Here is a 433-nt window from a genome sequence, read left to right on the forward strand (position 1 = left end):
TGCGCCTGCCGCACACGCCAGACCCAGAACTGCTGGCCCTGCGGCTGGATGGCTTCCTCGGGCACCCACAGGGCAGCCGGTTCACGGCCCAGCACCAGCGCCACGCGCACGAACATGCCAGGCTGCAACCCGTGGCGGGCGTCTTGCAGCGCGGCGCGCACGATGAGGGCGCGGCCGTCAGCGTCCAGCGCCGGATCGATGGCCTGCACCTTGGCCTCCCACACCGTTTGCGGGCGCGCGTCCGCCGTCAGGTGCAACGTCTGTCCCACCGCCACGCGCGGCTGCAGCCGCTCCGGCAAGCGGAAATCCACCACCAACTGCGACGTGTCTTCCACGTGCACGAGCTCGGCGCCATCCTTGACGTACTCGCCGACGTGCACCTGGCGGATGCCTGCCACGCCGTCGAACGGAGCCACGATGCGCATGCGTACCA

General features: G+C 70.4%; 1 protein-coding gene. It reads right to left on the reverse strand.

Features of this window, described 5'->3' with window-relative positions:
* Window positions 1-433: efflux RND transporter periplasmic adaptor subunit (locus tag EMN46_RS19100; protein ID WP_154202607.1), on the reverse strand; the 433-nt coding region annotated here is incomplete at both ends.

Origin of the sequence: Ancylomarina sp. 16SWW S1-10-2, from assembly GCF_009669305.1 — a bacterium.
Lineage (GTDB): Bacteria > Bacteroidota > Bacteroidia > Bacteroidales > Marinifilaceae > Ancylomarina.